The sequence below is a fragment of the Vibrio sp. 1069 genome (assembly GCF_033340555.1).
Genome location: NZ_JAWOWP010000337.1, coordinates 1 through 722 on the forward strand (window position 1 = coordinate 1; position 722 = coordinate 722).

Consider the following 722-nt stretch of genomic DNA (forward strand, 5'->3'; position numbering starts at 1 on the left):
AATTTCCTGAGCGTCATACACTGGTTTTATTGCATCACCATCCTTTGCTGGTGGGGAGCGCTTGGCTTGATCAGCATACGTTGAAAGACGCAGAAGCGTTTTGGCAAGTTGTGGATCGATTAGACAATGTAAAAGGCATTTTGTGTGGGCATGTTCATCAAGACATGAACGTAATACACAAAGGTATTCGAGTGATGGCAACACCATCAACGTGTGTCCAGTTTAAGCCGAATTCCGATGATTTCGCGCTTGATACCACATCCCCAGGTTGGCGTGAGCTAGAACTGCACACCAACGGCGACATCACAACCCATGTCGACCGTTTGCCAGAAGGCCAATTCCAGCCAGATTTCTCTTCCAACGGATATTAATGATGCCCGAGCTCTAAGTTCGGGCTCGCTTTTTCATGCGAGACTTCTATGAGTAAACCTTCACTTCTATTGTACATCCACGGTTTCAACAGCTCACCGCTCTCAATGAAAGCCAATTTAATGAGAGAATATTGCGCGCAGCATCGTCCGGACATCAAAGTCATCGTCCCACAATTGCCTTGCTTTCCTGAACAAGCGGCTCAATTGTTGTTGGATATTGTTGAGCAATACAAAGACGACTACAACATTGGCTTAGTGGGTAGCTCGCTTGGTGGTTACATGTCGACGTGGTTAAACGCTAAGTACGGTTTTAAAGCGGTTGTCGTGAACCCTGCAGTTAAACCTTATGAG

Annotated in this window: 1 protein-coding gene and 1 pseudogene; both read left to right on the forward strand. The window is 46.3% G+C overall.

Annotation, left to right across the window (positions count from 1 at the left end; translation table 11 throughout):
- A pseudogene (locus R7040_RS26370) lies at positions 1-371 on the forward strand (3',5'-cyclic-AMP phosphodiesterase); the annotation flags it as partial.
- A gap of 48 nt (positions 372-419) precedes the next feature.
- Positions 420-722: YqiA/YcfP family alpha/beta fold hydrolase (locus R7040_RS26375; RefSeq protein ID WP_318097563.1), on the forward strand; the 303-nt coding region annotated here is incomplete at its 3' end.